The 13,328-nt window shown below is 59.9% G+C and carries 16 protein-coding genes and 1 pseudogene; 11 read left to right on the plus strand and 6 right to left on the minus strand.

Annotated features, from left to right (window positions below; all coding sequences use genetic code 11):
* Window positions 1-421: 421 nt before the first annotated feature.
* The 3 genes from J1N02_RS08160 (at window position 422) to J1N02_RS08170 (ending at window position 2,075) form a co-directional block, all read left to right on the plus strand.
* Entirely contained in the window at window positions 422-751 is a 330-nt protein-coding gene (locus J1N02_RS08160) for a hypothetical protein (protein ID WP_027607589.1), read from the plus strand.
* 24 nt (window positions 752-775) lie between these two features.
* The gene (locus J1N02_RS08165; RefSeq protein ID WP_027607590.1) at window positions 776-1,147 is read left to right on the plus strand and encodes a PH domain-containing protein; all 372 of its coding nucleotides are present in this window, start codon (window positions 776-778) and stop codon (window positions 1,145-1,147) included.
* Between the two features lie 349 nt (window positions 1,148-1,496).
* On the plus strand, window positions 1,497-2,075 hold the full coding sequence (locus J1N02_RS08170) for an RNA polymerase sigma factor (protein ID WP_065926019.1): 579 nt from the start codon (window positions 1,497-1,499) through the stop codon (window positions 2,073-2,075).
* A 62-nt stretch (window positions 2,076-2,137) separates the two neighbouring features.
* Here the strand turns inward: J1N02_RS08170 and J1N02_RS08175 are convergent, their stop codons facing one another.
* Window positions 2,138-2,830, minus strand: coding sequence for an EndoU domain-containing protein (locus J1N02_RS08175; RefSeq protein WP_027607592.1), 693 nt, complete (start codon window positions 2,828-2,830; stop codon window positions 2,138-2,140).
* Window positions 2,831-3,045: 215 nt separating this feature from the next.
* On the opposite strand from J1N02_RS08175, the gene J1N02_RS08180 reads away from it, so the two are divergent.
* The 3 genes and pseudogenes from J1N02_RS08180 (at window position 3,046) to J1N02_RS08190 (ending at window position 4,597) form a co-directional block, all read left to right on the plus strand.
* A complete protein-coding gene (locus J1N02_RS08180) occupies window positions 3,046-3,669 on the plus strand; it encodes a hypothetical protein (RefSeq protein WP_027607593.1) in 624 nt (207 codons plus the stop codon).
* Between the two features lie 95 nt (window positions 3,670-3,764).
* Window positions 3,765-4,456, plus strand: a pseudogene (locus J1N02_RS08185) (S-type pyocin domain-containing protein); the annotation flags it as partial.
* Between the two features lie 24 nt (window positions 4,457-4,480).
* Window positions 4,481-4,597, plus strand: coding sequence for a colicin E3-like toxin immunity protein (locus J1N02_RS08190; protein ID WP_175472335.1), 117 nt, complete (start codon window positions 4,481-4,483; stop codon window positions 4,595-4,597).
* 228 nt (window positions 4,598-4,825) lie between these two features.
* Here J1N02_RS08190 and J1N02_RS08195 read toward each other — a convergent pair whose 3' ends face one another.
* From J1N02_RS08195 to J1N02_RS08205, 3 genes are all read right to left on the minus strand, one after another.
* A complete protein-coding gene (locus tag J1N02_RS08195; protein WP_098480106.1) occupies window positions 4,826-5,392 on the minus strand; it encodes a hypothetical protein in 567 nt (188 codons plus the stop codon).
* 79 nt (window positions 5,393-5,471) lie between these two features.
* A complete protein-coding gene (locus tag J1N02_RS08200; protein ID WP_027607595.1) occupies window positions 5,472-6,824 on the minus strand; it encodes a sensor histidine kinase in 1,353 nt (450 codons plus the stop codon).
* Complete coding sequence (locus J1N02_RS08205) at window positions 6,821-7,483, minus strand: response regulator (protein WP_027607596.1); 663 nt, start codon at window positions 7,481-7,483, stop codon at window positions 6,821-6,823. The genes J1N02_RS08200 and J1N02_RS08205 overlap by 4 nt, the downstream gene beginning before the upstream one ends.
* A gap of 147 nt (window positions 7,484-7,630) precedes the next feature.
* Between J1N02_RS08205 and J1N02_RS08210 the strand changes: the two genes are divergently transcribed.
* From J1N02_RS08210 to J1N02_RS08230, 5 genes are read left to right on the plus strand one after another with little or no spacing between them, the layout of a single operon-like run.
* Window positions 7,631-7,897 (plus strand): PepSY domain-containing protein, encoded by a 267-nt coding sequence (locus J1N02_RS08210; protein ID WP_048722823.1) that lies wholly within the window; start codon window positions 7,631-7,633, stop codon window positions 7,895-7,897.
* A complete protein-coding gene (locus J1N02_RS08215) occupies window positions 7,897-8,442 on the plus strand; it encodes a cytochrome b/b6 domain-containing protein (protein ID WP_027607598.1) in 546 nt (181 codons plus the stop codon). The genes J1N02_RS08210 and J1N02_RS08215 overlap by 1 nt, the downstream gene beginning before the upstream one ends.
* A gap of 22 nt (window positions 8,443-8,464) precedes the next feature.
* Window positions 8,465-9,733, plus strand: a complete 1,269-nt coding sequence (locus J1N02_RS08220) for a sialidase family protein (protein WP_421147266.1) — start codon at window positions 8,465-8,467, stop codon at window positions 9,731-9,733.
* Complete coding sequence (locus J1N02_RS08225) at window positions 9,733-10,332, plus strand: hypothetical protein (RefSeq protein WP_027607600.1); 600 nt, start codon at window positions 9,733-9,735, stop codon at window positions 10,330-10,332. The genes J1N02_RS08220 and J1N02_RS08225 overlap by 1 nt, the downstream gene beginning before the upstream one ends.
* The gene (locus J1N02_RS08230) at window positions 10,332-12,353 is read left to right on the plus strand and encodes an LTA synthase family protein (RefSeq protein ID WP_027607601.1); all 2,022 of its coding nucleotides are present in this window, start codon (window positions 10,332-10,334) and stop codon (window positions 12,351-12,353) included. The genes J1N02_RS08225 and J1N02_RS08230 overlap by 1 nt, the downstream gene beginning before the upstream one ends.
* Here J1N02_RS08230 and J1N02_RS08235 read toward each other — a convergent pair whose 3' ends face one another.
* Window positions 12,354-12,728, minus strand: a complete 375-nt coding sequence (locus J1N02_RS08235; RefSeq protein ID WP_027607602.1) for a c-type cytochrome — start codon at window positions 12,726-12,728, stop codon at window positions 12,354-12,356.
* A gap of 42 nt (window positions 12,729-12,770) precedes the next feature.
* Entirely contained in the window at window positions 12,771-13,313 is a 543-nt protein-coding gene (locus J1N02_RS08240; protein ID WP_223841625.1) for a demethoxyubiquinone hydroxylase family protein, read from the minus strand.
* Between the last annotated feature and the right edge of the window lie 15 nt (window positions 13,314-13,328).

The following is a 13,328-nucleotide window of genomic DNA, read 5'->3' on the forward strand; positions in this document are numbered from 1 at the left end:
TCAACCGAGGCGCGCATTCTACAGCAGCCTCATTTGCTGTCAAGTGATTATTTTCAGAAGCTTTCGAAGATTTCTTCAACAACTTCAACCACTTGCGCTTCCGATCTCTCGTCAGCGGGAGGCGAATAATACAGCATTGAATTACATGGTCAACCCCCGCTCTGAAAAATCTTTTCCTTAGCAAAGAGCCCACACCGCGACGCAACGACGCCCTCCTTTAAAAGAAGCGCGTCGTTGCGTCTATATAGATAGAAGGTGTACTTGGCCAATAGGGGATGCGACTGCCAAGGATGACTCCGGTGTCCCCGTGAAGTCAGGCGACTCTTTAATACCGCAGGAGAGCCCGGTACGCATCGGGTCTTTGTTTTCACGCCCAGAACAGGGATCATCGCCCTCCCCCAACCCCAGAGGAACCGACACCATGGAATTGACGCTGGAAGCTGTTGCGCTCTTTGCACTCAAGCTCGTGCATGAGGAGGACGGCGGCAGCCCGGTGTTGAGGGACGACCTGGTGATGGATCGGTATGAGCGGGAGGTGTTCGGATTGCTGGTGCGACAGGGGGATCTGCCTGGAGTTCTGCTGAAGATAGACGAGTGTATGGCGCAGGCGCTGGTCGCTTTGGGTGGGGCCGATACGGTATTGGGACGTGAGCTGCAGCGGTTGTCTACCGACGTACAGCAAGCCTCCACGCTGGAGGAACTCAAGCCACTGCTCGCGACACTGAAGGACTACCTTAAAGCCATTCAATAACGGACTCACCACAAGGACCTTCACATGATCGACTTCAATAACAAAGGCTTCTTCAAACTCAAGCAAAACAACGAATACGCCGAACGCGTCGCGGCCCTGCTGCTGGACGGCGAAGAAGTCATCGACGCCTACAAAGCCATGCGCGACGGCGTGGTCTTCACCACCAAACGCATCATCGCAGTGAACGTACAAGGCATAACAGGCAGCAAGAAGGACTTCACCTCGCTGCCGTACAAAAACATCGTCGCGTACTCGGTGGAAACGTCCGGGACGTTTGACCTGGATTCGGAACTGGAGATTTACTTTTCGTCGTTGGGGAAAGTGAAATTTGAATTCACCGGCAAGACCTCGATTGTTGAAATCTCGCGCTTGATCTCCAAGCACTTGCTGAGCTGATCAGCAGGCATGCTTCAGAACATCACCGATGACGCCTATTGATCGTCACCCACGCTGTTGAACCGAGCCCGATCACCTAAAAGTAAACCGAGGCTGACGACACGCAACCTCATCAAATAAGTGGAGCCCCCAGTCAACAGCTGACGCTACCCACATTCACCAAGCCAGAACTCAGAAGCATGAGGCTACCGCCCCCCAATCTGCATTTCCTACACCGTCGCCCCTTATTTCACTAGCCCACGTTCACAAACCCTGTCGTTATTCCGTCCTGCTTGCTCCGGCCAGTACCCCACACGCTTTGCAAAAAAAGCCTGTCGGGCCTGGCGCCGCAGTTGATCAGGGAATGATTATGGCGAGTGACAGGGATGCGAAGCCGCACGGTGTCGAGCACGGCTGTGCGCCGAATGAAATTTGGCTGTTCTTGATCCATCACGACGCAATCATTCGTCAGCGCTGTCGACGGTTGCTGCGCCGCCCCCAGGATGCAGAGGACGCCTTGAGCGAGGTGCGCCTGCATTTGTTCAACCTGTTGAGCAAGGCCCCCGAACGCTTGAATAGCGTGGAGAATGTGCCCGCCTGGCTCAAGCGGGTGGCGCACAACTTTTGTATCGACCGCCTGCGCAAAACGCCGGTCACCTGCAGCCTTGAATGGCTTGATCACGATCTGTATGAAAGCGTCACCTGGCAACCTCCGCATGATGACCCGGAACGCAATGCGTGCGGACAAGAAGCCTTGCAGGCCCTTAACCTGGCCATCGGCCGGTTGCCGGCGACACTTTCGCAGGCGTTGGCGCTGCGTTGCATCGATGGCCTGGAATACGAAGGTATGGCAGGCACGTTGCTGATCAGTGAGTCCAACGCCCGAAAGCGTGTGCAACTGGCACGGCAGCAATTACGGGGTTTACTCGGTCCGATTTGCGGCACTTGATTCATTGGCAAGCCCCGCAAGAACAAGCCTGCCCCAAATCATTGGGGCAGGCTTTTCCATACTCAGAAAGCCGCGATCGGGAAGGCTGAACTCACCCACCAAACCAAGGCAGCACCAGGCGCAGGGGGAATACCGTTGAGATAGCCGCCAACCGTAAATGCCAGCCCTTGCTCATCAACACAATAAGGATTGGGAACGACAGCGATCACCGTCGGCGCGGAAGGCCCGAAGAAAATCTGGCTGTTTCCCCCACCCATCACCAGGCCAGAGCTCAAGTGCATGAAGGCATAGCGAATCGACGCGACAACCTGCTGTTGCGTGCAACTGTCGGGGAAGAACGTGGAAGGCCCTGCCTTGGCCACCCACGTCCCCGTCGCCACGTTAAACACTTCTACGTTGGCGTTTGCATAGCGGTAATCGTTAGGTTGATTAAGCCCGTAAGGCACCATGTATGTACGAGGACCGATGGTACGCGCGGCAACCGGGTCAAGCGCCAGCGGCCCCACCAGCGGATCATGGTTACCGGGCCGAGAGTGAAACCCCACCGCATTGCCAGCGGCGTTGATCTCGCCACAGAAGATATGCCGTTGGTTTATCTGCGGGTTGCTCCGGCTGTTAGGGATAGCCACGTTGCTGACCTGCACCGGTAGCGGGATCACCGCGGCTGAAGCCGCAGCGCAGTCCATCTGCGCAGCAGCCGACAGGCTCAGTAGTGCGCTGGCCACACCCATGGCAACGACGGTAAGTGCGTGCATGACAAGACTCCTTTCTGACAATCGGGACGGAATGCCCCTTCGTCAGGACGCAACGCGACTACCAGTTGTGAAGCGTACATGACCGCGTCTGCACGGCTTTCTTGCACAGCGAGGAAGAAGTTGAAACAGATCTTCACAAGCGGTGACGCGGTACGTCAGGAGGGATAAGCCAAGGCATGTTGCTCCGGCTTGAACAGGGAACAAGGAGAAGGACAATGACCACATTCAATGTGAACTTCGCTGTCGATGATATGGAAGGCAAGACCGTTCTGGTATTTCTCAAACCCCAACAGCCTCAGCGCGATTATCGGATTCACGCCTGGCAGATCCTGACCGGCTCTGCCGGTGCCACTGAGTCGTTCGACTACGAGGCCATCATCGAAACCGATGTCACCACCCTTGGTGAAAAAGACAGCAATACCATCATCTCGGGCCGTCGCACGCTTAACCCTGGCACCTTGCTTCAGGCGGTCAGCCCTAACGGATTGTCACCGTACCTTGAGCCGGCGGCGCTTTCACTGGCCAAGGAGAAACTCACACCGCAGCAGTGCGGCATCATCAACAAAACCAACCCGTACCTGCAGTTCGACAGCAACTGGTACGTCAACGGTCGGCCTGTAGTGACCATGCCGAAAGTGGACTCGAGCATGACCGTAAGCTTTGAATACGAGCCCAATTTTTACTTCATGGTGGCAACGCCTCCGATGGTCGGGCAAACCTATATCGTGCAGAACTTCTCGGACATGACCCAGTTCATCGCGCCCATCACCGCCACTGAGGTGAACGTGACGGTAAGCCGTGCCAGCGGCCTGTGGTCGTTCGATTTCGCGCCGATGTAACGTTGAAACACGCGGCGAGCAGATCGCCGCGTGCCTTACCTGCCCCCCCGTCCCCCTCGTAGCCTCACTCCCTAGCACAAGGAAGTGAGCCATCCATGTCAGAACGCTTTTATCCCCCCACCGAAGAAGAGTTACTCAAACAGCGAATCCTGACCCCACAGCCGTCGCGGGCGCCGTATTCGCCATCTGTTGATTTTTACGAGCCATCCCCGCGTTCGCAGATGCGCTTGCATATCGAGCAACGCGAGGACGGCACGCTCAAGGGGTATGGGTTTACACCGGCAATAATCCTGATTGGCAAATGATTGATGTGGTGCAGTTCCAAAGCCGTGGCGATCAGTTTGTGGCGGATTTGGGTGAGGGTGTCGAGCTGATCTGGACACCCGCCGTTGATCCAAGTGGCACGCTGGGTATTCCGACCCTGGAGGCTGCGCCACAAGCACCGGTGATCTGGATTTACCCGCCGACGGATAAAGCGGCGCAGATTCTGGTGAACCCGATTTATCCGCCGTCGTATCGGGATTTTATTCTGGTGTTCCCGGTGGAGTCGGGGATTCGACCGCTGTATGTGGTGGTTAGTGTCAAGGCGGGGGATCACAAGTACCACAAGGCTCCAAATACTGAACAAATAACTGGCTTTGGAAACCTGATAAAAGCAAAACCCATGGCTCCCAGACAGGGCGGTGCCGGGCTGAGAGAGCGTTGGATTGAGGAAAAAGGCAGGAAAGTTTATGAATGGGATTCCCAACATGGAGAGTTGGAAGTTTATCTTGCAAGTGATGGGTCGATAGACGAGGACGTCAATAACGGTATGTTTGAACTGCGGCGTGAATGGCTATCACTGATACAGACACACTTCTCTCATGAAATTGCTCTCTCAGAAAGCGACTACTTCATCGCGTTTGATTACGAAGGTGCAAACGAATAACACAGACTTAGAGAATTCATCTTCATGCGCAGACTGTCGTTCAGGCAGGCCTCCACGAAGTTGGCTTTCACTTCATCCACGAGGACGAAAAAGGAAACGTTTTCGAATCAGAGCATTGGTACTTCGGCGAAGTCAGCACAACCGATGAAGACCCTGGCGGAGAGCGCTGGAAGTATCAAACCTTCAGGTCCTTCCAAGCGCATCATCCGCATTTGTTCGGCCGTCCACCTAACCCTCTTTCGCCTCACTCCCCTCCCCCCCAATCAGAACCCGTTTCCCCGGATCCGTAATATCAAACACCTGCTGCGCACACGCCGAAGGTTTGAACTGGAACTCCACCAGATACACCTTGCCCTTTTCAGGCTGGAAGCTACTTAACAGAGGCCCGCAAATGGCGTAGATGCCAGGGCGTGAGTCGGTGGACGAACTGGCAACGATCAGCTTCTTGCCAGGTTCTGCCTGGATCTCCAACTGCGGGAAGCGCTTGAACCCAGCGCTGGCCACCGTCTGGTTGAGCTTTGCAATCCAGTTGAAGACGCGGCCTTCACCTGTATCCATCACCGTGCCCAGGGTTTCCATGCGTTCATCGGGGTCGCCTTCGCGGCGTATCGAGAACTCGACGGGAGCGGTGCCGCCGTAGGCTTTCATGATGACTTTGGCATGCTCAGCATCGACGGCCACGGCTTTCTGGCGCAGCTGGATGCCGTCCTTGAACAGGCTGGGCGATGAGTCGCGTTGGTTGGATTGGCAGGCACATAGCGCCAGGGCCAGGGAGAGCAGTGCGATTCGCTTCACGGGAGGATGTCCTTATCTTATCAAGGTGAACGATGATGACTGGACCTGCGATTAAACAGAATGTTCCGCCATGATCGCCTCAGGTCTCGTTAAACACCAACCGCGCACACAACCCGCCCTGCTCCCGGTTATGCAACGCCAACCGGCTGCCGATCTTGCCCACGATCATCTCCACAATCGCCAGCCCCAGCCCAGCGCCATTGGCATTGCCACGGCTGTAGAACCGCTCGAACAAACGCCCCATTTCCGCCTCATCAATGCCCGGCCCCTGGTCCTCCACGCTCAGGCAATGGGCGCCAATCACCACTTTCACTTCGCTGCCCGGCGGGGAGAAGTTGAGGGCGTTGGTCACCAGGTTTTGCAGGGCGATGGCCAGTGCCACCGGTTCGGTTTCGATCCAGCAGTCTTCATCCCCTTCCAGCACCAACTCCACGCCTTTCTCCATGGCCAGCGGTGTCAGTTCGGCGAGTTCTTCGCGCACCAGCTCGGTGAGTTGTACGCGGCTGCGCTTGGGATTGTTCAACTGCGGTTCGATACGCGCCATGGTCAGCAGTTGGCTGCCAATACGGGTGGCGCGATCGACGCCGTTGACCAGGAAGTCCAACGCTTCTCGCCGCTGGGCCTCGGTGCCGGCGCTTTGGGCGTTTTGCGCATGGATGCGCAGGATCGCCAGGGGTGTGCGCAGTTCGTGGGCGGCGTCGGCGATAAAACGGCGTTCGCGTTCCAATAGATCATCCACCTGGACCAACAGCCGGTTGAGCGCGGTTTGCATCGGCTCCAGGTCGGTAGGCAGCGGCTTGAGGTGCAGCGGTTGCAGGGTCTCGGCGGTTCGCCCGCGAATCTTGCGGGCCATGGCGCGCAAGGGCTTGAGGCCCCAGCCGATCACCAGCCAGATCAACACCGTGAGCAGCGGCACGCCGATCAAGGTGGGCCAGAGGGTGTGGCGCATGATGCGCTGGATCACGTCCTGACGAATGTCGTCGCGCTCGCCCACCCAGATCAGCAGGCCCTGTTGCGGATCGGCGAGGAGAAAGGCGCACCAGTCGTTGCCGTTGTCCATGATGTCGTGGGACCCGAGGGTAGCCGGCGGTGCGACCAACACCGGCGCTTCGGCGGAGCGTACGAGTAATTGGCCGTCGCTGCGCCACACCTGGAAGGTCAACCGGGTTTCATAAGGGTGAGCGACGCCGTCTTCGCCGACACGGCTCATGGCCTGGTCGAAGGCCTGGTACAGGCGGTCCCAATCAGCCTCGCCGGGGTCGCGTTGGCGTAGCACGCCTTGCAACAGGCGCGCGCTTTGGGCGAGTTGGGCGTCGTAGACTTCTTCGATTTCGTGGTGGCTGTCGCGCAGCACCAGCCAGCTGATCAGGGCGTCGCCCAACAGGATCAGCACCAGGACAGGGATGAGGATACGAGCACGCACGGAGGTCATGGTTTGAGCGCCAGTACATAGCCAACGCCGCGCACGGTGCGGATCAGCTCGGTGGATAACTTTTTACGCAGGTTGTGGATCAACACTTCCAAGGTGTTGCTCTCGACCCGGTCCTGCCAGCCATACAACGCGCGGGACAGGCGCTCGCGGGTCACCACTTTGCCGGGGCGCACCATCAGTTGGTGCAGCAGTTGGTACTCCATCGGCGTCACGATGATGTCCGCGTCCAGGTACCGCACCTGCTGGGTGGCCGGGTCGAGGCTGACGCCGGCATGTTCCAGCATCGGTTGCGCGCGCCCCTGGCTGCGGCGCAGCAGGGCACGCACGCGGGCCTTGAGTTCTTCCACATCGAACGGCTTGACCAGGTAATCATCGGCACCGGCATCCAGACCGGCGATGCGCTCGGCGGTGCCGTCGCGGGCGGTGAGGATCAGCACCGGCAGGTCGTGCTGCTCGGCACGCAGTTGCTGCAGCAGGTCCAGGCCATCAAGGCGCGGTAGACCTAAGTCGAGCAGCAACAGATCGAAGCTTTCCGTGCGCAGGGCATGCAGGGCCGCAACGCCATCCTGCAACCAATCCAGGGTGTAGCCCTCAACGCCCAATGCCACGCGAATCCCTTGGCCAAGGGCACGATCATCTTCGACAAGGAGTAGGCGCATAGCAAAGTCTCTGTAGGAATCGGCGGCATCATGCCGGGTTCTGGGCGGGGCTATTCCGGCAAAGATGTTACGGCGCGTTGCCAACTAAGGTTGCCCTAAGGTTGGTTTTGCACTGTTAAATCTCCCACATCTGCTGAGAGCTTTTCCATGCGCAAAATTCTCCTGCTGTCCCTGATTATCGCCAGCCCCCTGGCCGTTGCCGGTCCGCAATGCACCACCGCCGAACGCTCGCAATGGCAAGACGAAAAAGCCTTCCAGGACAAGCTCAAGGCCGAAGGCTACGAGATCAGCAAGTTCAAGGTCACCGATGGCAACTGCTACGAGATCTACGGCTTCGACAAGGACAAGCGCAAGGTGGAGATCTACCACGACCCGGTCACCGGCAAGGCCGTGAAGACTGAGATCAAAGGCTGATGCCAGGCGAATCCCTGCGCCTGTGGGACCCACTGGTGAGGCTGTTTCATCTGTCGATCGCCGGGGTATTCGTCGCCAATTACTTCTTTAACGAAGCGGGCGACGACTGGCATGTCTGGCTGGGCTACTACGCCATGGCCTGGCTGCTGGTACGAACGGTGTGGGGGTTCATCGGGCCGCGCAGTGCACGCTGGGCGGACTTCTGGCCGACCCCGAAACGCTTGAACACCCATCTGCGCTCGCTGCTCAACCGCCGCCCGCAACACCGCCTGGGCCATTCGCCCATCGGTGCGCTGGTGATGCTGTTGATGTTGCTCGCGTTGCTGGTCGTCGGCATCAGCGGCTTTTTGATGCAGGAAGTGGATGCCCTGTGGGGCGCCGATTGGCCCCTGCAAATCCATGAGACCGCCGCCAATGTGCTGTTGGGCCTGGTGTGCATCCATGTGCTGGCCGCGGTGTTTGAAAGTATCCAGGTGCGGGACAACCTGCCGTTATCCATGCTCACCGGTCGCAGGAAGCGCCTGCCGGATGAGCGTGCGCAGTAATCCTTTTCTCGACAGGTCCTCTATGCGCTCCGCCTTACTGATCTGCAGCCTGCTCGCCGTCTTCGTGGCCGCGTGGCTAAGCCATCCGCCCCATGTGCTGGCCCCCTTTGCCCAAGTGACGCCAAACACCTCGAAGGTGGCGGCGCCGCCGCAATACACCAGCCGTTTTGTGTCCTCGCAGCTCACTGACTTTGTCCACGCGTCCTCGGTCACCGCCCTGCCCGGTGGCGACTTGATAGCCGTGTGGTTTGCCGGTTCCCGTGAAGGCGCCGCCGATGTACAGGTGCGCACCGCACGCTTCGATGCGCGCAGCGGCGAATGGGGTGCCGAGCAGGTGCTGGCCACGCGGGAAAGCACCCGCGCCGGCACCCAGCGTTATATCCGCAAGCTCGGCAACCCGGTCATCGCCCTGGGGCCGGATAAACGCCTGTGGATGTTTTATGTGTCGGTGTCGGTCGGCGGCTGGGCCACCAGTGCGATCAACATGATGGTGTCCGACGACCTCGGCGCCAACTGGTCCGCGCCCCGACAGTTGGTGACCTCACCGTTTTTCAACATCAGTACCCTGGTACGCGCCGCGCCGGTGTTCCACGCCGACGGCTCCATCGGCCTGCCGGTGTACCACGAGTTCATGGGCAAGTTTGCCGAGTACCTGTACTTGAGTGCCGACGGCGCGGTGATCGACAAATTCCGCATCAGCCGCGGCAAGAATTCCCTGCAGCCCACTATCGTGCCGCTGGATGGCAAGCGTGCCGTGGCGATGTTGCGCTACGCCGGCGACACCCACCACCGCGTCCTGGCCAGCCGCACCGAAGATGCGGGGCAAACCTGGAGCGAGCCGTACCCACTGGAACCGGCAAATCCCAATTCATCGTTGGCGGCGGTGGGTACCGAGGATGACGGGCTGCTCGTGGCCCTCAACGACCTGCAGGACGGCCGCTTCAAGCTCAGTCTCTACGGCACCGACGCCCAGCTCAGCCAATGGCGCACCGTGGTGCAACTGGATGAGTCACCCGACCCGCTCGGCCAACCGTTCTCCCCCGAGGCCTATAAAGCAATCATCGGCGAAGGCTTCCGCGCCTCCAGCGGCGCCAAACGCCTGCCGCTGGAACAGCGCTTTCTCAGCAACCTCGACTACCGCGTGTGCAAACCCCAAGGCTGCGATTTCGAATACGAGTACCCGTACTTCAGCCGCAGCCCGGACGGCATGTACCACGTGGTGTACTCGTGGAATAACACCTTTATCAAACATGTCAGCTTCAACGAAGCCTGGCTGGCGGAGCGTCTGTGATGGTTTCTGTGTGGCAGGCCCATTTGAGTTTTGTGCTGCTGGGGTTTGTGCTGTTGAGCGCGCTCAGGTTTACCGCTCCCTGGCGGCCATGGCTGCTGCCGGTGCTGGTGGCGGTCAGTTTTATCCCGGTCAACGCGCTGCCGCTGGCGGCGTATGTGCGCAGTTTTACCGATGACCTGGCGATCAGCACATTGGTGCTGTTGGCGTGGGTCGTGCTCAGCCGCCTGGGCTTAGTGCAACCGCTCGCTCGTCGGCATCAAGTGCAGACGTTGCTGCTGTTTGGCCTGCTGAGCCTGGTGCTGTACCCGGCCACGTTGGGCCTGACCTACTTCGACCCGTACCGCTGGGGCTTCAACCCGCGGCCGATGATCGTCCTGGTGGCGGCAGCCGCACTGTTGATGCTGTGGCTGCGTAATACGCTGGCGGCGTGGATGCTGGCGGTGGGCACGTTGGCCTTTGCGCTACGGCTCAAGGCGTCGGAAAACTATTGGGATTATCTGGTCGATCCGTTGCTGACCGGTTACTGCCTGATCGCCGGCGCGGGGCTGCTGATCAGCGCCGCCTGGCGCCCTCTTTTGAAATGGCACCGGGGTCAATGATGAGTGCGTTGCAATCACGCCGCCTGCGCTACGGCCTGGGCGCGATCGGGTTGGTATTTGTGTTGCTGGCTGCGTTGCGGCTGGTGTTTGTGCTGGGTTTTTCCGGCCTGGACTTGAACACCCCGGCGCTGCTGGAAACCCTGGGAATCGGCCTGCGTTTCGACCTGCGCCTGGCGGTGTTGATCCTGCTGCCGCTGGCCGTGCTGGCGTGGCTGCCGCGCTGGAACCTCACCACCCTGCCGGCCCTGCGCTGGCTGGCGCGCGCTTACCTGGTCATCGCACTGGCCGTGGTGGGGCTGGTGTACATCATCGACTTCGGCCACTACGCCTACCTCGGCGTGCGTATCAATGCGACGGTGCTGCGCTACCTGCAGGATGCGCAGATTTCCCAGCAGATGGTGTGGGAAACCTACCCGGTACTGTGGATAACCGCCTGCTGGCTCGCGGCGGTGGCGCTTTGGGTCTGGGCGTTGGTCTGCCTGGAGCGGTTGACCCTGGATCGAGCGCCCGCCCTTATCGGCAAACCGGCACTGGCAGTGGTGAGTGTGATGGGCGTCGTCGCGGTGCTGCTGGCCCTGCTCGGCCGTGTCGCCCATCTCAACCTGGAAAACCCGGTGCCCCTGCGCTGGAGCGATGCCTTCTTCGCCGGCAACAGCCAACTGGCCGCCGTGGGCCTGAACCCGGTGCTGTTTTTGTATGACACGCTCAAGGTCGGCCAATCGCAGTTCGATGAGGCCCAGGTCCGCCAGTATTACCCGCAAGTTGCCCAATACCTGGGCGTGACCCAGCCCGATGCCCAGTCCCTGGACTTCATCCGCGAACAAGGCGTGCAGCCCTATCGACTGGCCGGCGAGCGCCCGCCCAACGTGATTTTCGTGATGCTCGAATCCCTCGGCACCAGCGCCGTGGGCGCCTATGGCAACCCGCTCAACCCCACGCCGAACCTGGACAAACTGGCGACGCAAAGCTGGTTCTTCAAACACTTCTACGTGCCTGTGACCGGCACCGCGAAAACCGTGTGGGCCAGCATCACCGGCGTGCCCGACGTCACCCGCCAGGAGACCGCCACGCGCAACCCGCTGATCACCCGGCAACACACATTGATCAATGCATTCGAGGGCTACCAGAAGTTCTACATGATCGGCGGCAACGCCGGCTGGGCGAATATCAATGCACTGATCCGCCAGAGCATCGATGATGTGCAACTGTTCGAGGAGAGCGACTGGCAGTCGCCACGGGTAGACGTGTGGGGGATTTCCGACCTGGACCTGTTCAAGGAAGCTGACGATCTGCTGAGCACGCTTCCCAAGGACCAACCGTTCTTTGCCTACCTGCAAACCTCCGGCAACCATCGCCCCTTCACCATCCCCAAACACAACGATGGCTTCCAGCTCAGCCACGTGACGCTGGAACAGGCCCAGGCCGCGGGGTCCCGCAGTGTCGAGCAGTACAACGCCGTGCGTCTGCTGGACTACAACATCGGCCGGCTGATGGACATCGCCAAGGCCGGTGGCTACTACGACAACAGCATCTTTGTGTTCTTCGGCGACCACAACACCCGCATCAGCCAGATCCCGCACATGGCGCCGGCCTTCGAGCAGCTGGGCCTGGAAAGTAACAACGTGCCGCTGCTGATCCACGCTCCCGGCCTTGCACCGCGTGTGATCGAAGAAGCGGTGGGGCTGGCCGACCTGCTGCCCACCGTGGCCGGCATGGCAGGCGTACCGTTCCGCAACGGTGCGATGGGCCGGGACATCCAGCAACCGGCGCCCGAGGGCGAGCGCGTGGTGCCGCTGGTATTGCGCGAAGGCACCTTCCCGATCATCGGCGGCGTGACCCGGCACTTTTTGCTGCAGATGCAGCACGACGGCAGCTCACCCACCTTGCATGACCTGGCATCACTCACCCCGCGTGACGATGTGGCCGCGCAGCACCCCGAGGAATTCCAGCGCCTGCAGGCACTGACCCGTGGGCTGCACGAAAGTGCGCGGTTGATGCTGTTCAGGAATGTGCGTGAGTGATTACTTGGGCTGGAACGTCTCAAGGTACGCCAGGATATTGTCGATTTTTTCCGGGTCGCTGATGCCCCAGAAAATCATGCGCGTACCACTCACCACCTTTTTGGGCGCTTCGATGTAGGCCGCGAGCTTGTCGCGGGTCCAGACCACACCGGAGTTTTTCATCGCGTCCGAATATTGATAGTCGGTGGTGGTACCGGCAGGTCGGCCGATGATGCCGTTGAGCTCCGGGCCAAAGCCACCGCGAGCGCCTTCGCCGACGCTGTGGCAGCCGCCGCAGGTCTTGGTGAAGAGTTTGCCGCCGGCCTCGGCATCGCCGGCGGCATTGGCGGCGCCGGTGTTGAGGATCAGCGCGAGGGTCAGCAGGACGTACTTCATGGGTGACTCCACATCGGTGTTGGCGGCGATTATGCCTGTTTGTCAGGAGCGCATGCCCATCCAGATCACCGCTTCGGTCCACGCCGTAACCACCGGCGTCAGCGCACGAAACCAGGGATCCTGCACATCGATCTGCGCAGCCGAGTGGTCGTGGTGGTGTTGCTCTTCTTCAACGATGGAAGCAATGGCCGCCACGGCCAGTGGGTCGATTTCGCGTAACGCATGAAGCTGATGAGCCAGGTGCTTGAGCACCACGCTTTCCACCGCGACGGTGGTGGCAACAATAGCCTTGCGCCCGCACACCCCGGTGAGCAGGCCCAGCACCAGCCCGCCAAGGCCGCACAGCCAGTAGCTGCGGCAGCGTCGGTAACCCCGTCGTTGCAACTCGGCCTGGAACACCGCGCGATGGCGACGTTCGTGGGACAGGAATTCCTCGAGTTCACCCACCATGCCGGGTACAAACAATCGCGCCATAAACAGCTGGCCGCTGTAGATACAGATCGCGCCATGCTCGCCGGCGTGATCGACTTTGATCATGCGATTGCCCAGGTCCGGGTCGATCAAGGGGGCTGCGGAAGCGTTCACGGTTGACGACCTTGT

This window comes from Pseudomonas sp. NFX5, from assembly GCF_049132125.1.
Lineage (GTDB): Bacteria > Pseudomonadota > Gammaproteobacteria > Pseudomonadales > Pseudomonadaceae > Aquipseudomonas > Aquipseudomonas marginalis.

Excerpts from the sequence above, each read along its gene's own strand:
- J1N02_RS08160 (WP_027607589.1), top strand. The coding sequence starts at position 422 with ATGGAATTGACGCTGGAAGCTGTTGCGCTCTTTGCACTCAAGCTCGTG.
- J1N02_RS08165 (WP_027607590.1), top strand. The coding sequence starts at position 776 with ATGATCGACTTCAATAACAAAGGCTTCTTCAAACTCAAGCAAAACAAC.
- J1N02_RS08170 (WP_065926019.1), top strand. The coding sequence starts at position 1,497 with ATGGCGAGTGACAGGGATGCGAAGCCGCACGGTGTCGAGCACGGCTGT.
- J1N02_RS08175 (WP_027607592.1), bottom strand. The coding sequence starts at position 2,830 with ATGCACGCACTTACCGTCGTTGCCATGGGTGTGGCCAGCGCACTACTG.
- J1N02_RS08180 (WP_027607593.1), top strand. The coding sequence starts at position 3,046 with ATGACCACATTCAATGTGAACTTCGCTGTCGATGATATGGAAGGCAAG.
- J1N02_RS08190 (WP_175472335.1), top strand. The coding sequence starts at position 4,481 with ATGTTTGAACTGCGGCGTGAATGGCTATCACTGATACAGACACACTTC.
- J1N02_RS08200 (WP_027607595.1), bottom strand. The coding sequence starts at position 6,824 with ATGACCTCCGTGCGTGCTCGTATCCTCATCCCTGTCCTGGTGCTGATC.
- J1N02_RS08205 (WP_027607596.1), bottom strand. The coding sequence starts at position 7,483 with ATGCGCCTACTCCTTGTCGAAGATGATCGTGCCCTTGGCCAAGGGATT.
- J1N02_RS08210 (WP_048722823.1), top strand. The coding sequence starts at position 7,631 with ATGCGCAAAATTCTCCTGCTGTCCCTGATTATCGCCAGCCCCCTGGCC.
- J1N02_RS08215 (WP_027607598.1), top strand. The coding sequence starts at position 7,897 with ATGCCAGGCGAATCCCTGCGCCTGTGGGACCCACTGGTGAGGCTGTTT.
- J1N02_RS08220 (WP_421147266.1), top strand. The coding sequence starts at position 8,465 with ATGCGCTCCGCCTTACTGATCTGCAGCCTGCTCGCCGTCTTCGTGGCC.
- J1N02_RS08225 (WP_027607600.1), top strand. The coding sequence starts at position 9,733 with ATGGTTTCTGTGTGGCAGGCCCATTTGAGTTTTGTGCTGCTGGGGTTT.
- J1N02_RS08230 (WP_027607601.1), top strand. The coding sequence starts at position 10,332 with ATGAGTGCGTTGCAATCACGCCGCCTGCGCTACGGCCTGGGCGCGATC.
- J1N02_RS08235 (WP_027607602.1), bottom strand. The coding sequence starts at position 12,728 with ATGAAGTACGTCCTGCTGACCCTCGCGCTGATCCTCAACACCGGCGCC.